Below are 21,449 nucleotides of genomic sequence, written 5' to 3' on the forward strand. Positions count from 1 at the left end.
AGGTAATAAGTAAACGATGTTTATTGTCCCGCCACATCTCTTTTCGTGAAAAACACCCAGGATAAGATCATAAATACAACATAATACACAATTAAAACGGTAATGGAAAAACCTAATGTCATATCCTCAATCCATGGTGTATTCCCACTTGCATATTGACTTAGGTCTGTATTGGCAAACAGAATATATTTCGCCCATTCATACTCCGCGAAAGCCTGAACAATGATGTTTCCGCCCATCATGAGGAAAACGCCTATTCCAATAGCCAGTGCGCTACTGCGGAAAATGGACGAAATCATAAAGGCGAATGTAGCCATCATGACTAAATTAACCAGACCATAGCCATATTCAGAGACGATCTCTCCAATGACAGATACATATGCAAACCCATCACTTTGCGACTGTACAGCATAAGGATTCATCCCTTCGATACCGAAGAACAAGGCACCGCTAACCCAGGAAAATACTAAAACAAAAAGAAGGGTAAACAATGCAAATAACAAGACGGAAACATATTTGGACGCTAAAATTTTCGTCCGTGATATGGGTCGAATCAGTAGTAATTTAATCGTCCCCCATTTAAATTCATTGGCTACAATTCCCGCTGCAACAATAATCGTCAATAAGCTGACAACGGAAAGCAGCCCCTCGTTTTCCTGAACATACTGCCATGCCCCGTACCCGGTAGGCTGGATATCATGTTCCAAATGGTAGTTATTTTTTTCTATTTCATTTGAATTGACTGCCGTATATATGTCGTCTTCTTCCATTTGCTGTTGCATCTCTTCATTTTCTTCCTGCAGAATCTCACGCCAATTGTCGTTTGCATAATCGCCATCTACATCACCAAATGCGCTGGTTATAGCTGCTCCGCCAATGATTAATCCCGCTAAAATAATATACATAACCCAAGTAGACTTCTGGATGAACATTTTTGTTATTTCGTTATAAACAAGCTTAAAAAAGTTACTCAATAGTATTCTCCCCAATCAGATCAAAGAATTTATCCTCTAATGTTGCCTTTGAGACACCTACTTGATACACGGATATTTTATGCTTTACAAGGGTTTGAATGATCATCGGGATTTTTGCTTTCTCCAATTGAAAGGAGAGTGAATGGTTGGTGCGCTCCGTATCGATTTCGTGTTCTGATTGTAAGACATCCATTGCCTTTTCAACAGGGGTTACCTCCAATGTCACTTGGCTTAAACGTTGATCGGAATCTGTTGCGTCATTTACATATTCGGTCGCAACGAGTTCCCCGTTTTGGATGATTCCAATCCGGTCACACATCAATTCAATTTCAGATAAGAGATGACTCGAGATAATAACGGCAACGTCTGCCTCTGATGCCAAGCGACGGATATATTGGCGAATTTCCTTAATCCCAGCAGGGTCAAGGCCGTTCGTCGGTTCGTCCAAAATTAGCACAGATGGGTTGTGCAGGAGAGCCTGAGCGATACCTAAGCGTTGCCGCATGCCTAAGGAATATCTTCCTGCTTTTTCTTTTATTGCTTTTTCCAGACCTACTAAGGCGACCACCTCATCTACCCGTTCCTTAGTTACTCCAGGGGTCATTCGGGCGTAATGGGCTAAGTTCTGTGCTCCGGTCATAAATGGATACATCTCCGGGTTCTCCACGATCGCTCCAACTTCTCGAATCGCCTTTTTAAAATCACTTTTTATACTGTTACCTAAAATCCGAACATCCCCACCGGATAACTTCATTAAACCGACCATCATTCGAATTGTCGTTGTTTTACCAGCCCCATTTGGCCCAATAAAGCCAAAGACCTCACCTTTGTTAATGGTAAAGGACAATCCTTTAATAATTTCTTTTTGGCCAATTGTCTTCTTGACATCAATCAATTCCATGGCTGTTTCTGACATATATGTAATACCTCCACTTTTTCAAATCCACTTTTACATATGCATGAAATTATAGAAATGTTTCATACATTTTCCATCGTACCATAACGATAAGCAAAAAAAATCCCCACATTTTAAATTTATGTGGGAACAAAATTGGTATACTATTATGCTTCAATAACCGTTTTGGGTTTTCGGGCAAGGCACATAATACCGGCGATTATGTAGAAAACACCGCTCATAATTCCAAATATAATTCCAAAGACAAAAAAGCCAATCACTGCGGATGCGAGGAAAATAATTCCTGCTACTTTTGGACGTTTATTTCCTTTTAAGAATATCATTGCAATGATGCCTAAAATAATAGCAATAATAGAAAAGACAAGCATCATGGTTCCGCCGCTTCCCATAACTTCTATGACCTCATTAAACTCCTCTGCTGAAATCTCGCCTCCTTGCTGCGGGGCTTCTTCCAGAGACTCTTGCAGTAACGCTTCATTATTTTGTAGCCAAATCATTGCACCGCCAATTATACCGAGAAAGCCATAAACAAGGGCTCCGATAATCCCTAATACAATTTCACCTGTACGTTTCAAAAGTAAATCCCTCCCTTTAACATAACAAAATTAACCAAACCAATCCTAAGTATAATATACATAGGTGCACTTTTCAAAACATTTTTTGGATTGAAGTGACAGGCACCACCCGAATTTTTTCGAATAAAAACACCTCGCCGTATGCGGGCAAGGTGTTAATATATCATGTTATTATTTGAGCAAATCGGGGTTTTCCCGTTTTGCTTCTCTAACTTTTGGCTTACGGTAGCCACCAGCCATGTCAGCTTGTTTAAATTCCTTCGCATAATGTACTTCCTGTGCGTCAGAAAGAACCCTATTATCTGTTGGTTGATATTGTGTTTTTGGCATTGTCATTATCCTTTCATCTAATAAGTTTCGTTCTATTATATCTGTTCCCGAATATGTTAAATTAAAACATGCTTGCATTTTTAATATAAAATACAGGCATATTTTGATATAATAAAATCTATGTTTATAATAATCGCTGATTACATAAGGGAGAATGGAGAGCTATGGAATGGAAAAATATTTATCGTGGTATCCTCATGGGGGCAAGTGATGTCATTCCGGGAGTAAGCGGAGGGACGATCGCTGTTTTACTCGGTATTTACGATCGGTTGATTGCTGCGATTAATGGCTTTTTAAGTAAAGATTGGAAAAAGCAATTAGGGTTTCTAATTCCTCTAGGCATTGGTATGGTAATTGCCATATTTTCATTGGCAAACGCCATTGAATGGTTGTTTGACCATTATCCGGGGCCAACGCAATTTTTCTTCCTTGGGTTGATTCTTGGTGTTTTGCCATATTTATTTCATAAAGCGGATGCCAAGCACTCGTTCAAATGGAAGCATGTTGTTTGTTTAATCATCGCTGTTGCCGCCATTGCATTCTTAGGTTTTTTCAACCCGAATGAGGGGGATGTTATTGAAAATGTTACCGGATCTACCTATGTTTTGCTATTCTTTTCAGGGTTTATCGCTAGCAGTGCGATGATTGTACCGGGAATTAGCGGATCATTTATGCTATTGCTGCTTGGTGTTTATTCTACAGTCATTTCTGCTTTAAGCAATTTACAGCTTGGTATTATTATCGTTACAGGTATTGGCATTGCTTGTGGCTTTGCAGTGATGAGTAAAATTATTCACTACTTCTTAACGCATCATTACACAGGTACATTTGCCATTATTATTGGACTGGTTATTGGATCCATTTTCGTCGTGTTTCCAGGCTGGCCAATGAGTACATCGTTATTATTGCTCAGTGTTGTAACATTTGCGGCAGGACTCTTGGTCGCATATATTCTGGGAAGAGTGGAGTATCAGGAGTAAGCAAACCGCAAGACATCCGTGAAAAAAATCAGTACAATAAGATATAGAAGCTTAAAAAGGGGGGATTAGTGAAATGGAATCTATAAATACAGTAGAGCAGTTCAATGATATTATTAGCAGCGAAGAACCAGTAATCGTTAAATTTTTTGCGGACTGGTGCCCGGATTGTAAGCGAATGGATATGTTTATCGGAGACGTTATGGAGGAGTTTACCAATTACAACTGGTATGAGGTCAATAGCGATGAAGTACAAGGTCTTGCTGAAAAATATGAAGTCATGGGGATTCCAAGCATTTTAATTTTTAAGAATGGGGAGAAGCTGGCACATCAGCATAGTGCCGATACGAAGACACCGGAATCTGTATCGGAATTTCTCCATCAGCAATTAGCCTGAAGTTCGTACAACGATCATTCCACCTGAGTGGATGATCGTTTTTTTAATACCATGGCCATCCGCGTCTTTTCCGCGTCTTTGTTATCTCAATTCAAAGTCCAGTTTTTCATTATTTTCTAAATGTAATATCCCGTTTATCAGCTTTACGTTTCCATCAACCGCATCGAGCTGATAGATATGCTTAACTAGTTCCCGGTCTTTTACTCCAAAGAAAATGGAACGTAAATGCTGCTTATTGAGGACACGCTCATCCTGTGGCATATTTTTTCCCTCGCTCCATTCGATTAAAAAAGGAATTCCGATGTCCGGTTCAGGAAATAACATTCGCCATTGTAACGTCGATCCATCAGGCTTATGCCTGCTGCCTGGGATCGGTCCGGTGTACGCTATTTGCTCCGCGTCAAAATGTTCGATGTAGTGGTCCATATTCTTCGTGCGTAATGCAAACTGGATGACACCTTCATGGTTATTACGCAATGCGGAGGCAACCTGCTGGATTAATGGATTCGCTGATTTTTCCGCAAGTACTTCATCAAAAATTCCAATCCACTCAATATAGCATTCGTTTTCAAAATAGGCCAGGTAATTGTATGTCCCCCAGTTGTCGTGTTTGCCTCCCTGGATGGTTGTTACTTGATAGTGTTGTCCAAAATCTTCAGCCGCTTGTGACGGATCTTTTGCTGCGATAACAACGTGGTCAATAGCTAGCATGAAATCCCTCCTCCTTAAATTAATTCTTCCATTATTCAACCAGCTTGTCCTCTACAATAGTATAAGCAACAATAATAAAGCCAATCACAAATAAGAACCATGATAATTTACGGATCATCGGCTTTTCCCCGTGACAATAAGGGAAAAGGCAGACGATATGATCATCTGCCTTATGGTTTTCCTGTTGCATACCGTTTTCTATTTATTTAGCTTGATGGCCTTTTTTCTTGCGTGTAAATAATCCAGCAGTACCAGCCATTAAAGCCATAAATCCTCCTAACAGCCAGTTAAACGTAGAGGTAGCCGTTTGGGGTAGCTCGCCGCCCTCACCATTATCATTATCATCGGACTCAACAGCTGTAGAAGAATTTTCATCTTCGTCTTCATCTTCATCTTCATCGTTACTGCCAGGTTCTTTGCCGTCATCGGAGTTATCGTCTCCGTTGTTACCTTCGCTGTCATCGGAGTTATCGTCTCCGTTGTTGCCTTCGCTGTCATCGGAGTTATCGCCTCCGTTGTTACCTTCGCCGTCATCGGAGTTATCGTCTCCGTTGTTACCTTCGCTGTCATCGGAGTTATCGTCTCCGTTGTTACCTTCGCTGTCATCGGAGTTATCGTCTCCGTTGTTACCTTCATCATCACCATCGCCAGGATCCACTTCACTATTTTCTGCTGTAAAGCTTATTGTATCTGCATTATCAACATTATTGAGATCCACATTATCTGAAGCCACTAATGCAGTTTGGAAGGTATATTCCCCATTTGGAATGGGATACTTCCCTTCTTGTTGGACTGGAACCGAAAAACTAATATTATGAACACTAACAAATCCATTATCCTGCAGGAAGTTATAAAGATCGAATTCAATACTATTTGTTGCTTGATTTACAGTAATATACTCCGCTTCAGGATGCTCAACTGTCTCACTAGTAATAGCAAAATCATTATTATCTTCATCGTACGCCGTGCCAGTCATCGAAAAATTGCTATTATTATATCCATTTTTAAGTCCTTCTAAAAGGAATGGGTCCTCTGCTATGTAGCTCATTTCATCCGGTAATTTAAAAACATAATTTAATGCATCATAGCTACCTATATCAATTTGGGAACCTACAGCATTATTATGAAAAGCATAATTGGTAAACCCTTGATCTTCAAAATATACTGATTGGCCAAAGGCTTGATCATCAGGTTCCAAGATATTATCTACTGCTGCATGCACGACGGTAGTCCCGAACGTATCTTGTATTGCTTCATTACTAAGTACATTTGGTGCAACCGGCACACTAAGCGCAATCGTTGCTGCCATGGTTAGTCCAGCTATATTCTTGACATAGCGTTTTCGATTTTGGCTCATCCTTGTTTCATAATAATTTGCTTTCATCAAATATCTACCACCTTTACAAAAATATAAAAACTAGTTAAATAGTCTCAATAACTAGATAAATAGTTTTAATAACGTGATTCTACTAACATAGGAAAATTTTGTCAACCAAAAAACGGGAAATAGTATGTTAGTTTGACAGTTTATTTATTACACTGGAGAGCGTTCACTCGAATAAATTCGTTCAGATTGATGTGGAGGACTAAGCGTGACATGTCATTATGCAAAAATAAAATAGATACTTCTCTAATTTTTAATCCCTTCATGATATAGTATGGTAAAGAAGAACTTATATAAAGCAGGTGGAGAACATGGAGCAGCCAGCTATATTAATCGTAGAAGACGAGCGAAAATTAAGCAGGGTTTTACAACTGGAGCTTGATTATGAAAATTATAAAACGGAAATTGCAGATAATGGAAATGACGCCCTTCGTTTGATGGAGGAGAGCCATTGGGATTTAGTATTGCTTGATATTATGCTCCCCGGCTTGAGCGGGTTGGAAGTTTTACGAAGGATAAGACGGACAGATGATAGCACACCCATTATTTTGTTAACAGCCCGTGATGCGGTCCATGATAAAGTGAGCGGCCTGGATTTAGGTGCCAATGATTATGTCACAAAGCCATTTCAAATTGAGGAACTCCTCGCTCGCATCAGAGTACATCTCAGGAAACCCATTACACAAAAAAATAACGGACATCATTTAACACACGGTGATTTACAAGTCGATTTAAATGCCCATGAAGTGCAGCGGGAAAATCGGGAAATTGAGCTTACCCCACGTGAGTTCGACCTGCTTGTATACTTGTTGAAAAATAAAAATATCGTTCTCACCAGGGATCAACTTATCGAAAACGTTTGGGGCTTTGATTATTTTGGTGACACGAATGTTGTGGACGTTTATATTCGTTATCTACGCCAGAAAATTGATAAGGGCTACGATCAAGCCTACATCCAAACCGTTCGCGGTGTCGGTTATACCATAAAGGATCTGGTCCAATGAAACTGCGGACGAAAATCCAACTGTTTTCAAGTTTGTTTATGTTGGTGCTCATTCTATTGGTCAATACATCCATTTATTACTTGTTTTACAACATAACTGCTGACAGTGAACTGGAGCAATTAGCTGCCCAAACCAACACGATTGCAGAAACACTTAGTTCCAATCCGGATATACCAACAAGCGACTTATTAGATGCTTACCTGCCGACAGATGGGATGATTCGTGTCATTGGAGAAGATGGGAACTTGGTGGTCCCGGAACTAAAGAAGCCAACGATACCCAGTGAAATTGCCTATGAATTTTCCGTAAATGAAGAGCAAACCATTGTGGCACAAGAACAGGAAGCAGATGTTGCTATCATTTCCAAACCGATCATTTGGCATAATGGGGATATCGTAACATTGCAGGTTTCCAATCACCTACTAGCACTTGATGAAACGATGACAACCCTATTTTACGTATTGGTTGTAGCATCCATCATTATGCTTATCCCGTTGATTATAGCTGGGATTGTCTTAAGCAGATTTTTACTTCGTCCGATTCAAGCACTCACGCAGACGATGAAAGACAATACCAGACATGCCAATTGGAAGAAGATTGATGTGGGGAATCGTTCCCGGGATGAGCTTTATGAGATGGAAAAGACATTCAATGAAATGATTGATTATTTAAAGGATAATTTTGAGAAGCAAGAAGTATTTGTCTCCGATGCCTCTCATGAACTCAAAACACCTATTTCGATTGTAAAAAGCTATGCACAATTGCTAGAGCGAAGAGGTGAAGCAAATCCGGAATTAATAAATGAATCTGTGGAGGCGATTGATGCTGAAGCGGATCGTATGCAGAAATTGGTGGAGCAGATGTTGTCCCTTGCCAAAAATAAAACAGAAGCAGCAATGCAACAGGTGGATTTGATCCTGTTGAGTGAGGAAACCATTGCAACTTTTAAAGGTGCGTACGCACGGGACATTCATTTGGAGAAGCAGCTTACGGAAGTAGTTGTAAATGGGAATCCGAATCAACTGCAGCAAGTGGTCTATATCTTAATTGATAACGCATTAAAATATAGTCAGGAGACTATTGAAGTCGCCATTTCAGCACGAAATAATGAGGCTATTTTGCAGGTAACGGATTATGGCCAGGGCATTTCAGAACAAGAACAAGCGCGTATCTTTGACCGCTTTTACCGTATTGATAAAGCAAGAAGCAGGGATACAGGTGGAACCGGGCTTGGTTTAGCTATTGCAAAATCCCTTGCTGAGGCTCATCACGGTAGGTTAATTGTAACAAGTGACGTTGGGGAAGGCTCTACGTTTACGCTAACCTTGCCACTTGTGCAGGGAAATGAACCGTATTCTCATTAAATTCTAATCTTACTCACATGATTCCTTCATTCTCCGGGGATATGATGGGAAGTAATAACAACCAAGGAGGAAAAAGAAATGAAGAAAAAATTAGGAATTGCCATGGGAGCAACAGCTGGTGCTGTCGTATTAGGATTGGGTATTTATCACTCAGACGCATCTCAGGCCAACCCCGAATTATCAACAGATGAGGTCCGTCAAATAGTCACAGATCAATATCCAGGTACCATTACGGAACTTGAATTAGAAAAGGATCGCAATCAGGCAGTATATGAAGTAGAAGTAGAGAATGATGGGAAGGAATATGATATCAAACTGGATGGCGGCAGTGGGGAAGTATTGAATCTGAAGGAAAAGGAAATCTCCGATAATGTAGAAAAAGCCGAAAAAAATGATGACGCAGATGACAACAAGGAGAAGGAAGATGATGGAGAAAGCAGTAATACGAATGAAAATAGGAATGATAGCCAAGACAACGGGAACAATGACGAGAATTCAGCCAACTCCAACAATGCCGTTATCGATGTAGCAAAGGCCGAGGAAATTGCACAAAATGAATTTGATGGCCAGCTTACCGAGCTTGAGCTTGACGAAGATGACGGGCGCTTGATGTACGAAATTGAAATTGAAAACGGCGACGATGAAGCAGAGATAGAAATCGATGCATATACAGGAGAAGTCCTTGTCATTGAAATCGATAGGGATAATGATTAACCTATACTAATTAATAGCTATCAGTTTTTGTGCTGGTAGCTATTTTTATGTATAACCAAGTTTCTCATCAGGCTGATAAGGTAATACATAGGAGTAGTAAAAGGATTGGAGACGATAGCATGCCTATCTACGATAAAGCACTTTTTTTATACAACGGCAACGCCGGAGCAAATGATATGGAGCAAAAATTGGCGCAGACCCTACCTGAATTGGCTAAAGCTATGAAGGAACTAACCATTATTCAAACAAAAACAGTGGAAGAAGCACAAAGGGCATGTGTCACTTTTGCTGATCATATTGATCTTCTAATTATACTTGGAGGAGATGGTACACTTCATGCATGTATGAATAGTATTGCAGCTTTGGAGAAAAGACCAGTTCTCGCCATCTTGCCTGGCGGAACGTCCAATGACTTCAGCAGAATGCTGCAAATGCCACAGAATTTAAAGCAAGCAGCAAAGACAATCACCCGCAAAGAAGTAATCGACATTGACGTTGGCAAATCCGCTGGGAAATACTTTCTCAACTTCTGGGGATAGGCTTGGTATCAGAGACATCGCAAAATATAGATATGGATCAAAAAAACAGCTTTGGTGTCCTAAGTTATTTTATGAGTACGATTCGTTCCGTCACTCAAGCTACGCCGTTTCACTATGAAATTATTGCCGACAATACCACGTATGATGGAGAAGCGATCCTGATTTTGGTTCTAAACGGTAAATTCATTGGAACAAGAGAGCTGCCCGTCCCTTCTATCTCCTCAAATGATGGAAAGCTCGATGTATTAATTGTGAAAAATTCAACGTTAGCATCATTTCGAGAACTACTATCCATGAACAATCCAAATATCGATGCAGCGCAACTCAATGAATTGGATTATTTTCAGGCAGCAGATTTGAAGGTAACAGCAGATCGCCATCAGGATATTGACATGGACGGTGAAATCCATGAGACAACACCAGCTGAAATAACAATCTTACCTGGACGCATTAGAATGGTTTGGGGAGGTTAAGTATTTGGTGAGCAATTATAAGCAGCATGAAAGGTTATCAACTCGGTACTAGTGAAAAATAGTCGCATTTTACTAGTTTGGCATAGTTCTTTTCTACCCTTTTTTCAAAAAGATAGTAATAGTTGTTGACAGCGGAAATCCCTATTATTAGACTAATGAAAGACATACTTTATCAAAGATAAGGTATTTCTTTTTGTTACATAAGTACCAATCTAACAATCTACCTTGATACTTACGAAAGAGATATATGGTGAATGGGGGTATCCATTTGAGTAATTGAGCGTCATATTAATGAAGAAAAAGTGAAAGAGATTCTCAATCGCGTTCCGATTCAGGATCAGCTACCTAAAACGCTGAAGTGCTTTATTATTACATAATGAAGAAGACAATCGATGAGTAGCCTATGTTGCTATGAATAGATATATTCTTTACAAGAATGGCAAGAGACAAACATGCACGTTTCAAAATTTGAAAAAATAGAATAACGCAGATGTTTAAAAATTTTCATCAGGGGAATATGCATTATAAATAACACAATTTTCTCTAAAGTGTGTCGATGGTCACTGGATTGACATATTTTATAGTTATGTGATTACTGTTACAGGTATAGAAGTTAAGAGGAAAAGAGGTTAGAAAGTGCTGGAGTCAAAGCGTAAAGCGATCATATTTTTATTAATAGCCATTACACTAGCAGTCATATCCGGTTTTCTTGTCTTACAAAAAGTACAAGCTTTAAATACGGATTTAGGAACAGAAGTAACCATCTATGTAGCAAACGGCGACATTAGTTCGAGGCAAATTATCACCCCGGATGATGTTACGACAGACGAGGTACCTACCAGTTACTTACGCGACGAACATATAACGGATGTCGATGATTTTGTCAATAAAGTTTCCGTAGTTCCGTTATCAGAGGGTGAAGTTATTACAAAAAATATGCTAAAAGAGGCTTCATCTGTTACGGAAGCTGATAACCGAATCATTTCACTTATACAATCAGAAAAAGTGTCTTTTGATGAAGCACTGACAGCTCTGGATCGGGTGGACATTTTGGTATCGCATAGTTTCGATGAAGAACCAGTTACCGAAGTTTTTATGGAAGATGTAAAAGTAGCAAGAGTTGCTCAAAATGAAGGAGAATTCTCCGGGGTGCAAGTTGAAGTCCCCAACGAAATGGTGCCGCAATTAATACATATGCAAAATTATGCGGATAGTTTTCGAATCGTCAAAGCAAATGTAGGACAATCGCAGCCAGAAGATGAAAATGACGTAGAAGCTTCTGAAAATCAGGAAGATAACAGCGCAGAAGATCAGCCGGATGAGGTTGAAGAAAACAATAACGATGATAATAAAGATGAAGAAGATGATGATGAATAACTATAGCAAGTGAGTCGGGTGGAGGAAATATATGAAAATGGCAAATGATATCTATGTAGTTGGCGATAATGAAGAACTTATAGCATCCATACAGGAACAAATGAAGGATACATTTCAACTGCATTCTGTGACGATAACGGAATTGAAAAAGCATCATGCACAGATAATTCTTATCGTCAATTCGGAAAGTAATTCAGCGGTAGAAAACGCCCAACTTGTATTAGCAGATTTTCCTACGGCCTCTATTATCTGTGTAAATGATGAAGAAAACTTTGAGGTATTACGTGGTCTAATTCGTCTGGGGATTTCAGATTATTATATTTTTCCGGGCGAAGAAATCCTTTTTATGGAGAAATTAAACACTCTCGCTAAGGAAGCAGCTAGTCTTTATGAACGAGAAATGGATTCAGGGTCCTTTAAAAAGGGTGGAGGCAAAGTCTTTGCATTTTACAGTGGAAGTGGAGGCGTTGGAAAGACGTTAATGAGTACAACATTTGCACAGACATTAAAACTGGAATCAACTGCAAATGTATTGTATATCGATCTTAATTTACAGTACGGCGGCTCCGAAACATATCTTGGGTTGGAAGGCAATCGCTCTATGGTTGATTTAATTCCCGTTATTGATGAACTGAGTGAACATCATATTCGAAATGTAGCGGAAACAGTTGAACATTCGAATTTACAAGCATTACTTAGTCCAAGTGATGCGGAGATGGCTGAGAAGATTAGTGACGAATTTATTTTAAGGCTTCTCCGTGCAAGTAAACGAAACTATGATTTTATCATCATTGATTTACCTTCATGGGTAGATGAGAGAGTGTATGCAGCGCTGGAGGAAGCAGATAAGATTTATTATGTGATGAATATCGACACGATAGCCATTCGTGTATTAAAAAATGTGGAAAGTCTATTCCATCGTTTGGGCATCGTTACAGAGGATAGGTTGGAACTTGTCATGAATTTTAAAGGAAGAGACAAGGAGTTAAACAAAAAAGATATGGAGCGATTTATTACATACACCATTGCAGCAGAGATTCGGAGGGACAAAGGGATCCAACAGTACATTAACCAGGGGGAGCCGTTGAGGAAAGAAGCAAAAGAGAAAAAAATGACTGCAGTGGCAAAGGATGTACATAAATGGGTTCATTCCATGTTGAAATAATCTAGATCGAAGGAGGTGGGAACATGGCTCTTTTTCAGCGAACGGCTAAAGAAAACGCCTCAGAGAATATAAGCAATAACTATGTAACAAGTACTGGTTATATAGATGAATTAGTGGAGCATTATAAAACCAGATTGTTAACAGAGGTCAACCTGGAGTTGATTACCAACTTAGAGGAATCCGATAAGCGATTAAGGATCGAGAAATATATTAATCAATTTATGGCTGAAGAAAAGGTAGTCATTCCCAGACTCGATAAAGAATCACTTCTCTCCAAATTAATCGATGAAAGTGTTGGATTTGGGCCGTTGGAGCCATTGTTAAAAGATGATTCTGTTACCGAAATTTTAGTGAATGGCCCAAAGGAAATTTATGTCGAAAGAAAAGGCCAATTGGAACGGGAGGATGTCTCCTTTAAAGATGAATCCCATGTCCGGCATATTGTAGATCGAGTGGTAGCCCCGCTTGGGCGAAGAATCGATGAAAGTTCCCCCATGGTTGATGCAAGATTACCTGATGGAAGCCGGGTGAATGCGGTTATATCACCGATAAGCTTAAGTGGAACAATCGTATCTATCCGTAAATTCAGAAAGACACCCTTTGTTATGGATGAATTGGAGGATAACGATACATTTACTCATTCGATGTCCATATTCATGCAAGCACTTGTAGAAACAAAATTAAATGTATTGATTTCAGGAGGGACAGGTAGTGGAAAAACAACACTACTAAACGCACTGGCTAAATCTATTCCACTTAAGGAACGTGTCATAACGATTGAGGATTCAGCTGAATTGAAACTGGAACGCGATAATGTAGTTGGCATGGAAGCTCGACCTCCAAACGTAGAAGGAACCGGGGAAATACCAATTAGACAACTGGTGAAAAACTCACTGCGCATGCGTCCTGATAGAATCATAGTCGGTGAGGTTCGCGGGGCAGAGGCGTTTGATATGCTTCAAGCGATGAACACGGGGCATGAAGGTTCATTAACCACGGTTCACGCCAATACACCGGTTGATGCAATTAATCGTGTAGAAGGTATGGTAGTCATGGCAGGAATGGATCTGCCAACACATATTATTCGTGATTATATTGTGGGGGCGCTGGATTATATTGTGCAGGTACAAAGGCTAACGGATGGTACACGCAGAATAACGAACATCTCTGAAGTAGAAAAAATCGAGGGGAATAAGATCCAGGTCCGTGATATTTTCCGATTTCAGCGTACCGGGGTTAATGCAGAAGGAACTATTTTAGGATACTTTACTCCAACAGGTGTTATTCCGAAATGTATCCCACATCTGCAAGTTTACGGAATAGATTTGGATATGGATTTCTTTAGTCCTAAGGAGGAGATGGACTATGAACATAGCAGCGTCTATACTTTATAGTTTAGCAGTATTAACGTTTTTGTTATGCGGCTATTATTACTTGGGGTATCGTTCCCAGAAAAAAGAATGGAATAAAAAGATAAAGGAATGGTTCCCTGAAGAGCAGCGAAAGAGTATGGTTAGTAAATTAGGCGATCGTTTTGACGAGCGGGAATCTTCTAAAGCATTGGCGGCTAAGCTTCAGAATGCAAATGTGAAGCTGTTGCCTTCTGAATATTTCGGAGCTTTGTTGGTAGGTGGTCTAACGCTATTTATCTTATTTTATGCCATATTCAATATGCCTATAGCGATTAGTATATTGCTTCCCATATTTCTGATGGTAGCGACACATTTTCTGTTATTTTACTTACGGAAAAATAATTATGAGAACCGTTTTAATGAACAGCTTGGAGAGGTATGCCGCTTAATGGGAAATGCTGCCCGCTCGGGTCTTACTATAAATCAAGGCATTGACATTGTCGCAAGAGAGTTATCCGTCCCGGCTGGAAATGAATTTAAACGAATTTCCAATGAATTGAAACTCGGAGTACCTTTAGAACCTGCATTAAGAGCAATACAGAAAAGAAATAAATCCCGAGAATTTAATTTGTTTATAGCAACATTGCTTATCCAGAAAAAAACGGGCGGAAACCTAGCACGTACACTGGACACGATGGCCGAAACGTTTGAAGATCGTAAAGTATTAAACCAAACGATCAAAACAATGACTTCTGAGGAAAAGTATATTTCTTTTATCGTTCCAGCAATGCCGGTGTTTTTATTACTTGTAATGAACAATGTGATGGAGGGCTTTATTGATCCGCTGTGGTCCGGTTTTGGTTTGATCATGTTAGCTTTATTTATTGGAGCAATTGTACTCTCTTTTCTATTAATACGAAAAATAACGAATATAAAGGTGTAGCGTATGGATGCATTAATTATTTTAGCGATTATCGCATTTTGGTTTTGTATTTTATTATGTTTGAAACATTTCTGGTCTTACCTTAATGAGAAACGAGATGTTATTACACATGTTTCGGACGTAACACATGTTGATCCATTTGAAAAAAAGAAAAAGAAGAAGGATAAAAGGGCAAATATATTTCAGAAGGTTACCACGTACGCAGATGATTTTGCCGATCTGGGTCAGCGAGTTAATTTTTTCAGTGAAAATCACATGGTAGATGATTGGCTTCGAAAGTCAGGAAATCCATTAAAGTTAACCGTACAACGATTTCAGGGATTGAAGATCTTTCTATTTCTTGTAGGTTTTTTCGTAGGAATCGTATCTATCATTATGGGTCTACCATTTTCACAATATATGATCATATGTTTACCTGTATTAGGTTATTTCATTCCAATCTTATTAATTAGAAGAGAGGTGAAAAAAAGGCAGAATCTCATTCGCCAGGATTTACCGGATTTTTTAGACACGGTAAGTACTAGCGTGCAAGCAGGAGTTAGTTTAGATCAAGCACTTAGGGAGGTGATTCGACATTTCGATGGTCCAATCCGTGAAGAATTTTCCAGGTTCAATCATGAAATTGATCTTGGTATTACAAGGGAAAGAGCTTATCGGGAATTGCTGCGTAGAAATGACAACCAAGAATTTCAGTCATTAATAAAAGCTCTCATACAAGGGATGGATCTTGGAATACCGATAGCTAAAACGTTAAAAATTCAGGCAGACGACTTAAGGCAAATAAGGCAGGAACAAGTTAAGGAATTAGCAGCAAAAGCATCACCAAAGGTAACACTTGTTACCACGTTTTTAATTGCACCTGTCTCCATATTGATGATTGCGGGTTTGATGATCATGAATATGTTAATGGGTGAAAATAGTATTTTAAATATGTTTTAAAAAATGGGAGGAAGAAAAATGAAATTAATGAATGGATTTTATGCAAAGATGATAAACAAAGTAGAGGAAATGAAGAAGGATGAAACCGGGTCGCAGACGTTGGAGTGGATTGGTATTGCAGCGGTTATTGTGATTCTGGTTGGGATTGTTTCTAGTGCACTCGATGACGATATAGGAACTAAAGTTACGGATAAATTTAAAGAGTTAATTGATAATATTGGATAAACCTTTGTTCAAATACGGGATAATCTTATAAGGTAAATAATTGCTAGGAGAATTCTTTATGAGGTATAAACTATTATTTAGTTCCATGTTGATGACATTTTTTCTGTTGTTTGGTTGCACTGCAGAAGAGGATGAAAATAACGATACTATTGACTCTGATGAAAATAAAAGTGAAGAAGTTGAAAAAGAAGCAAACAATGACGAAGACGATAATCCCGAACAAACCAAAGAGAATGATGAAGAAGATAATGATATGGAATTTTTAAAAAACGTACCTGATGTCCCAAATAATACATCTGGATTTATTCATCAAAAACAGGGAAAATATGCGTCAATGGATGTTATAGATGATAGTGTTTCTAACGATATACTAGAAGAAATCAGAAATTTGGAGCCCCTTCCGGAAGATGCCAGCGAAGAGCAATTGGATGAATACTTTAAATATCTTTACTCGATGGTAGCAGAAGATTTTCCTGATCCACAAGATACCATTAAAAAGTGGGAGTTTGGCTCATTTGGGGACCCTGATTTACCGGATGAGCGCTATCACTTCAAGGAGAATTATAATGTTGAAGTTATGTTGGATGCTAGCGGAAGCATGGGAGCATACATTGGAGATAAAACAATGATGCAGATCGCCAAAGAATCAATCAATGATTTTATGAAACAAGTTCCGGAAGAGGCGAATGTTTCCTTTCGAGTTTATGGGCATGAAGGTACCGGGTCTGAAAGCGATAAAGAACTATCATGTGAAGCCATTGAGCAAGTTTATGGTTTTGAATCGTATGATGAAGAAAAATTTCAGAACGAGTTGGATAAAATTGAACCGGCCGGCTGGACGCCACTAGCAGATGCGTTGGTACAATCTGAAGAAGCGTTGAAGGATTATGATACAGAGAATAATACGAACTTGATTTATGTTGTAAGTGATGGGATAGAAACGTGTGGTGGCGATCCAGTCAAAGTAGCTGAATCACTTTCTGATTCAAATGCGCAGCCTATCATTAATATAATTGGCTTCAATGTGGATTCCGATGCCCAGGAGCAGTTGAAGGAAATGGCCGACGTATCGGGTGGAGTTTTTGCAACGGCTAACAACCAGGAACAATTGGAAGAAGAGTTCGATCGTGCAGAGGAAGTGCTGGAAGCATGGGAGAAATGGAAGAAAGAGGCTTTAAATGATCTAGATGCGACAGGTGTTGAGAACAATTTCGATATAATAGAAGTTTCAAATGAATGGGGTGGGAAAAAGACCAAACAATTTGTCAATCTTTCGGATTTAACAAGATTATTTGAAAAAGAAGGTTTAATAAATAGTCAGCAAAGAAAAGAATTTTATACAAAACGTGATGATGTTAGAGACCTTATAGAGGATTCTCAAGAGGAAGTTAAAGAAGAGTTAAATGATATTAGTACTAATAAGATTGAAGAAATGAAAGAAAATATTAAGGAAAAGTATAACAATCAAAAATCAGAGTGAATTTACTAGTAGACTAGCATGAGTTTCCTAAACTGGCAAAAATGAATCAATCCCTTTCCATTTAAGGGAAAACAAAGATCAAAGATGTATAAATAACCCCTATAAGTATATTAAATGATTAAACTCTATATAAGAGATTCCCTGTCATCTCATCTTTGATATATAAAGCTTAGACAAATTTGAGTAGGAAACTCACGCTAGGGGTCTATGTAACTCTATAAAGAATTAACAGGTGAGTCATAATAATAAAAGTACGACGGGGTGATAAAGATTGGAAGATTGATTAAAAGTATATTTGTTTCTCTTGCCATTGTTTTCTTAACATTTTTCCCCGTAATTGAGCCTGTTTCTTATGCGGTAGAATCATGGACGGGTAACTCCTGGGAAGGTAATTCATGGGAGGGAAGCCCGTGGACTGGAAATTCATGGGATGGCTCAAGTCTTCAATGGGAAGGAACCCCTTGGGAAGGTAATTCATGGGAAGGACAGGAAACAAACGAAGGATCAACTTGGAATGGCAACGAATGGAGTGGCGTTCCCTGGTATTTAGAAGGATGGTCACAATCAGGTTTTCAGGGAAATCCGTGGACGCAACCAGGCTATGAAGGGAGTCCATATGCCGGAAATCCGTGGACGCAACCAGGCTATGAAGGGAGTCCATATGCCGGAAATCCGTGGACACAGCCAGGCTATGAGGGAAGCCCATATGCCGGAAATCCATGGACACAGCCAGGCTATGAAGGGAGCCCATATGTAGGAAATCCGTGGACACAGCCGGGCTATGAAGGGAGTCCATATGTAGGAAATCCGTGGACACAGCCGGGGTATGAAGGAAGTCCATATGCAGGGGACCCATATTCCGGAAGCCCATATGCAGCTAATCCTTGGCTACAAAATGGGGTTAATGGAAATGGGACACTTGGCAATGGAACAGATGGCCAAGGAGATAGTAATGGCGCCGATGGAAATGAAACTGACCCTAGCGCATTAGATGTAATGAATTATGTCACGTTTGACGTAATGGGTGGCACCGCTTCTTTTGTAGAGGCGGGTTTAAAACATCAACGTTTCCAAGATGTTGGAAGAACAGACTCTGGTTTGGGTTCTGCCGCAAGAGACGTGTATGGAAACATGTTTGTCAATGGCATGAAATTAGCTGGGGTGGACGAAAGAATTACAGATTCAGCTGACGCAGTTGTCAATGCTAAGGATGGTATCCAGGGATATAACCAAATTAAAGATGCGAAAGATTTTAGGCAAACTTCAACAGCTGGGGGCAGAGACTTATCCAATAGTTCACAGTCGAAAAACCCACCAAAGCCCTCTGCGCCTGGAGGGATGGAAAAAGCTTTGTCCAAGTTTAATGTAGCCACCGCAGCTGTAGGCACTGCCTATTCAGGATATGAAACTTATAATAACTGGCAAAATGCTTCTGAGGTGATGAATAGTAACGCCAGTGGAGCTGAAAAAACGGCCGCAGCAGCTGATGTGGGAGAAAGTGCAGGCAACACGTTAATGAGTGCTGGTACTGTTACTTCTGCAGTTCCAATACCAGGAGCAAGAGTGGCTGGAGGCGTCATGGTGGCTGGAGGCGCAGTACTCTGGGGAGCTTCGAAAGCTACCCAATATGTTGCCAAAAATTGGAATTCAATTAAAGATACAGGCAAAAAAGCATGGGAAGGTACAAAAAATATTGCTAAAAAAGGCTGGGACGCTGTAACCGGCATATTTAGTTAACAGAAATGGGCTATAGCCCATTTCTGTTAATCCATAATTTCTAAGAAAGAGGGAATTGTATATGAGGTATGATGATCCCCTTGTCGCAAAGGAAGCCAAAAAATATAAAAAGCTTTTTGAGACTTTTACTATTAACCCAGGCTCATTCCGGATTGATGGTCAAGATTATTTTTTTATCAATTTTTATAAATGGAAAAAAATCACTGATTGCGCTGTAGTTTGTCCAACCTCAGAAGCTGGAAAAGACAAGTATTTAGAAGCATTTGATGCATTATTGGAATATTCTCAGGCAGCGACATTGATTTTGACTCATGGTGGTGACAAGGCAAGCGCCAATATGGATGCTTTTACAACCATGCAAAAATTTTTGCTGAGTGTTTTAAATGAAGAAGGAAACCACTTAATGTTGGAAATCAGGGAAGTTTTTGATTATTGTCTTGAAAGAATCAATTTAATTTTGAGTATGCAAAAACGAGTCGTTGAAATTTATAATGATTTCCAACAAAAAAATCAGAAATACCATGATGGATATGACGAAAACGTCACGAGACGAAATATTGATGAGACAGTCAACTATCTTGGCGAACTAGACTTTCTTCAATACCAGCAAATTGTAGCGATCTATGAGTACATCCCCAAATTTAATTATATAAAAGAACTTAATAATCCGGAAATAAAAAAACATATAACTACAGCTGTTAAAACTTATCTTGCTGAATTTTCAAAAGGTGAAAAGGAGCAGCTTAAAAATATAGAAAGTGTTAAGTTTCAAACGAACATGGATGAATTGACTAAAGAAGAGCATATTGAAAGGGCAAAAGAGGATTTTTATAAAAACTTATCAGAAACAAACTCGGAAACCAGAAGATTATTAAGATATCCAAAATAGTCTATATGAGCTTCACATTAATTATGAAAAAGATGACGAGGAGAATACCATGGAAAAGCCTTTTAAATATACATGGGAAATTTACACAGGCAAATTTGAAAAAGTATTGATTCTAATGGTGACAACAACTTTACCATTATTGATGGTGCATTCATTTTTGACCAACTACATATATGCGATTACACCAAGTTATTCAGCAGTTTATTCTTTTGCAGACATTTACTATGGGCTTATAACACTCATATTATATCTTTACGCGCAAACTCCTTATATACGTTTTATATATAGCGAGTATAAAGGGATTGATAATAGTTTGCGGAACTCAATATATCATTTTTTAGTTAACGGCTTTACAGTATTTATATTTGCATGTATCGTTTCTGTGATCACCACCATAGGATTCATGTTTTTGGTGTTACCAGGTTTGATTTCCCTTGCTTTAGTTTTTCCGATCCCTTATATCAGTATTTTCGATGAAAAATCAGTTTGGAAGTCTTTTAAAGAAGGTTTTCGAATAGGCAAGAAAAAGTTCTTTAAGATTATGTTAATTGTTATGCTCGCGGGCTTAGTTGAGTTTTTATTCGGTATTTTTGTTACCTATCAATTATTTAATATAACTTCTTCTTTCGCTGCACAGATAATTACTCAGATGACGCTTAATATTATTATTTATCCTTTTATTATCATGCTTATGACATCATTTATTCTTAAGTGGCGTGAAGCATTAGAAATACTGGAAGTCAAAGTAGATGAAAAATTGAATTAAAACAGGCCAATGGAAATTAAAAATGTTTGTTTTTGCCTTAATACTGTTGCCTACAGTTTGTGTTTTTGCAGAGGCAGAAGGACTAGTGTGACTATCATAACAATTATGACGGTAATGTGGACAAGTAAATTAACTGAAATCCATACTCTCGAAACATGTACGAAGCTTTTTAAATGAAATTAGATGTACTGGAGAAAATGGTTGACCAATCCATTAGT

The 21,449-nt window shown here is 38.9% G+C and carries 22 protein-coding genes and 1 pseudogene; 16 read left to right on the top strand and 7 right to left on the bottom strand.

The window, feature by feature from the left end:
• Nucleotides 1–20: 20 nt before the first annotated feature.
• The 4 genes from KFZ56_RS04305 to KFZ56_RS04320 form a co-directional block, all read right to left on the bottom strand.
• Nucleotides 21–974, bottom strand: a complete 954-nt coding sequence (locus tag KFZ56_RS04305; protein WP_222640475.1) for an ABC transporter permease — start codon at nt 972–974, stop codon at nt 21–23.
• Nucleotides 967–1,890 carry an ABC transporter ATP-binding protein gene (locus KFZ56_RS04310; RefSeq protein ID WP_222640477.1) on the bottom strand — a complete coding sequence of 308 codons (924 nt, stop codon included), beginning with the start codon at nt 1,888–1,890 and terminating at the stop codon, nt 967–969. Before KFZ56_RS04310 ends, KFZ56_RS04305 begins: the two co-directional genes overlap by 8 nt.
• A gap of 146 nt (nt 1,891–2,036) precedes the next feature.
• On the bottom strand, nt 2,037–2,465 hold the full coding sequence (locus KFZ56_RS04315; RefSeq protein ID WP_222640478.1) for a DUF4064 domain-containing protein: 429 nt from the start codon (nt 2,463–2,465) through the stop codon (nt 2,037–2,039).
• Between the two features lie 171 nt (nt 2,466–2,636).
• Entirely contained in the window at nt 2,637–2,795 is a 159-nt protein-coding gene (locus tag KFZ56_RS04320) for a YfhE family protein (RefSeq protein WP_222640479.1), read from the bottom strand.
• 164 nt (nt 2,796–2,959) lie between these two features.
• On the opposite strand from KFZ56_RS04320, the gene KFZ56_RS04325 reads away from it, so the two are divergent.
• Both KFZ56_RS04325 and KFZ56_RS04330 read left to right on the top strand, forming a co-directional pair.
• On the top strand, nt 2,960–3,775 hold the full coding sequence (locus KFZ56_RS04325; RefSeq protein WP_222640480.1) for a DUF368 domain-containing protein: 816 nt from the start codon (nt 2,960–2,962) through the stop codon (nt 3,773–3,775).
• Between the two features lie 73 nt (nt 3,776–3,848).
• Nucleotides 3,849–4,169, top strand: a complete 321-nt coding sequence (locus KFZ56_RS04330) for a thioredoxin family protein (protein ID WP_222640481.1) — start codon at nt 3,849–3,851, stop codon at nt 4,167–4,169.
• Nucleotides 4,170–4,250: 81 nt separating this feature from the next.
• On the opposite strand, the gene KFZ56_RS04335 is transcribed toward KFZ56_RS04330, so the two are convergent.
• From KFZ56_RS04335 to KFZ56_RS04345, 3 genes are read right to left on the bottom strand one after another with little or no spacing between them, the layout of a single operon-like run.
• Nucleotides 4,251–4,880, bottom strand: a complete 630-nt coding sequence (locus tag KFZ56_RS04335; protein ID WP_222640482.1) for a VOC family protein — start codon at nt 4,878–4,880, stop codon at nt 4,251–4,253.
• 31 nt (nt 4,881–4,911) lie between these two features.
• Complete coding sequence (locus tag KFZ56_RS04340; RefSeq protein WP_222640483.1) at nt 4,912–5,070, bottom strand: hypothetical protein; 159 nt, start codon at nt 5,068–5,070, stop codon at nt 4,912–4,914.
• 12 nt (nt 5,071–5,082) lie between these two features.
• The gene (locus tag KFZ56_RS04345; RefSeq protein ID WP_255585287.1) at nt 5,083–6,264 is read right to left on the bottom strand and encodes an LPxTATN C-terminal sorting signal domain; all 1,182 of its coding nucleotides are present in this window, start codon (nt 6,262–6,264) and stop codon (nt 5,083–5,085) included.
• Nucleotides 6,265–6,575: 311 nt separating this feature from the next.
• On the opposite strand from KFZ56_RS04345, the gene KFZ56_RS04350 reads away from it, so the two are divergent.
• From KFZ56_RS04350 to KFZ56_RS04415, 14 genes and pseudogenes are all read left to right on the top strand, one after another.
• Nucleotides 6,576–7,268 (top strand): response regulator transcription factor, encoded by a 693-nt coding sequence (locus KFZ56_RS04350; RefSeq protein WP_222640486.1) that lies wholly within the window; start codon nt 6,576–6,578, stop codon nt 7,266–7,268.
• Complete coding sequence (locus KFZ56_RS04355; RefSeq protein WP_222640488.1) at nt 7,265–8,632, top strand: HAMP domain-containing sensor histidine kinase; 1,368 nt, start codon at nt 7,265–7,267, stop codon at nt 8,630–8,632. Before KFZ56_RS04350 ends, KFZ56_RS04355 begins: the two co-directional genes overlap by 4 nt.
• Before the next feature lie 78 nt (nt 8,633–8,710).
• Nucleotides 8,711–9,346, top strand: a complete 636-nt coding sequence (locus KFZ56_RS04360) for a PepSY domain-containing protein (protein WP_222640489.1) — start codon at nt 8,711–8,713, stop codon at nt 9,344–9,346.
• Between the two features lie 176 nt (nt 9,347–9,522).
• Nucleotides 9,523–10,358: pseudogene (locus KFZ56_RS04365) on the top strand (diacylglycerol/lipid kinase family protein).
• A 636-nt stretch (nt 10,359–10,994) separates the two neighbouring features.
• Nucleotides 10,995–11,735, top strand: a complete 741-nt coding sequence (cpaB, locus tag KFZ56_RS04370) for a Flp pilus assembly protein CpaB (RefSeq protein ID WP_222640490.1) — start codon at nt 10,995–10,997, stop codon at nt 11,733–11,735.
• 31 nt (nt 11,736–11,766) lie between these two features.
• Entirely contained in the window at nt 11,767–12,900 is a 1,134-nt protein-coding gene (locus KFZ56_RS04375) for a CpaE/TadZ family protein (protein WP_222640491.1), read from the top strand.
• 23 nt (nt 12,901–12,923) lie between these two features.
• Nucleotides 12,924–14,294, top strand: coding sequence for a TadA family conjugal transfer-associated ATPase (locus KFZ56_RS04380; protein ID WP_222640494.1), 1,371 nt, complete (start codon nt 12,924–12,926; stop codon nt 14,292–14,294).
• Nucleotides 14,266–15,195, top strand: a complete 930-nt coding sequence (locus KFZ56_RS04385; RefSeq protein ID WP_255584833.1) for a type II secretion system F family protein — start codon at nt 14,266–14,268, stop codon at nt 15,193–15,195. Before KFZ56_RS04380 ends, KFZ56_RS04385 begins: the two co-directional genes overlap by 29 nt.
• Before the next feature lie 3 nt (nt 15,196–15,198).
• On the top strand, nt 15,199–16,134 hold the full coding sequence (locus KFZ56_RS04390) for a type II secretion system F family protein (RefSeq protein WP_222640496.1): 936 nt from the start codon (nt 15,199–15,201) through the stop codon (nt 16,132–16,134).
• A gap of 18 nt (nt 16,135–16,152) precedes the next feature.
• On the top strand, nt 16,153–16,359 hold the full coding sequence (locus KFZ56_RS04395; protein ID WP_222640499.1) for a Flp family type IVb pilin: 207 nt from the start codon (nt 16,153–16,155) through the stop codon (nt 16,357–16,359).
• 58 nt (nt 16,360–16,417) lie between these two features.
• Nucleotides 16,418–17,839: a VWA domain-containing protein gene (locus KFZ56_RS04400; RefSeq protein ID WP_222640500.1), complete on the top strand. Its 1,422-nt coding sequence runs from the start codon at nt 16,418–16,420 to the stop codon at nt 17,837–17,839.
• Between the two features lie 279 nt (nt 17,840–18,118).
• On the top strand, nt 18,119–19,576 hold the full coding sequence (locus KFZ56_RS04405; protein ID WP_222640501.1) for a hypothetical protein: 1,458 nt from the start codon (nt 18,119–18,121) through the stop codon (nt 19,574–19,576).
• Between the two features lie 61 nt (nt 19,577–19,637).
• Entirely contained in the window at nt 19,638–20,465 is an 828-nt protein-coding gene (locus tag KFZ56_RS04410; protein WP_222640502.1) for a hypothetical protein, read from the top strand.
• A gap of 49 nt (nt 20,466–20,514) precedes the next feature.
• Nucleotides 20,515–21,231 (top strand): hypothetical protein, encoded by a 717-nt coding sequence (locus KFZ56_RS04415; RefSeq protein ID WP_222640503.1) that lies wholly within the window; start codon nt 20,515–20,517, stop codon nt 21,229–21,231.
• Nucleotides 21,232–21,449 lie beyond the last annotated feature (218 nt).

Source organism: Virgibacillus sp. NKC19-3 (assembly GCF_019837165.1).
Taxonomy (GTDB): Bacteria; Bacillota; Bacilli; order Bacillales; family Amphibacillaceae; genus Virgibacillus_L; species Virgibacillus_L saliphilus.